The 935-nt window shown below is 71.7% G+C and carries 1 protein-coding gene; it reads right to left on the reverse strand.

The window, feature by feature from the left end; translation table 11 throughout:
- Window positions 1-515 precede the first annotated feature (515 nt).
- On the reverse strand, window positions 516-710 hold the full coding sequence (locus EAO71_RS35850; protein WP_147981985.1) for a hypothetical protein: 195 nt from the start codon (window positions 708-710) through the stop codon (window positions 516-518).
- Between the last annotated feature and the right edge of the window lie 225 nt (window positions 711-935).

Consider the following 935-nt stretch of genomic DNA (forward strand, 5'->3'; position numbering starts at 1 on the left):
GTGCCGACCCGGCCGAGCCGGGTGACCCACCAGATGCGGCCGTCCCAGTCCGGCATCACGGACGTGACCGGGTCGCATACGCCGCTGGGGAAGAGGTTGGTCCAGGAGACGCAGTCGTGCGGCACCTTCTCCGGCTTCCTGCTCAAGCTGCTCGACCCGAGGAGCCTGGACACCCTCGCCGAGTACAAGCTGCCGCAGCGCTCCTCGACCGTCGAGGCTGTCACGCGCCTCGACTTCGAGAGGATCTTCAAGGACACCTCCGGCGGCGCGGCGATCAGGGCGAGCGCACGGGCTCGCCTTCGGGGGGTGGTCAATGCGGCTCCTCGGATGCGTACGTCGGTCGCGCCGGCGGCCGACGTTAGGTCCGAGTGCGTGAGATGTACATGGAACCGCCGCTGGTTTCACGGGCACTTCATGCCGGCGCAATGCCGCGCCGCCGACGCGCCGGCGGTGCGGGGCCGGGACCGCACCCGAGGGGCCGCACCGGGCCCGAGTCCGCTCACGGCGGCCGGGGTTCAGGGCTTGAGGCTGCTCACGACGTTGGCGGTGGCGGCGACACCGTTCGCGATCGTCGGCGCCATGCTCGTACCGGCGAGGAAGAAGCCGAGCAGGGCGCAGACCAGCGCGTGGGACAGCTTGAGTCCGCCGTTGCGCAGGAAGATCACCGCCAGGACGAGCAACAGCAGCACCACGGAAATGGAAACGGCCATGGCCACACCCTCCTTGCGCCGCACGGGAATTGCGGCGTTCGGCGGCCAGTGTGGCGCAGCGGGGGCTCCGTCCGGCCGAACGGCATGCCTGCCGAACGGGTGACATTGCCGTGGGGCGGCTCGCGAACACCCGCCGCGACCCCGGTCATCGGACCGCCGGGCCGTCTTTCTCCGCGGGCCCGGCGGGGTCGGCAGGACGCTTCCCGGGGGCGGTCGGGACGGGGG

It is taken from the genome of Streptomyces sp. MS191 (assembly GCF_008042125.1).
Taxonomy (GTDB): domain Bacteria; phylum Actinomycetota; class Actinomycetes; order Streptomycetales; family Streptomycetaceae; genus Streptomyces.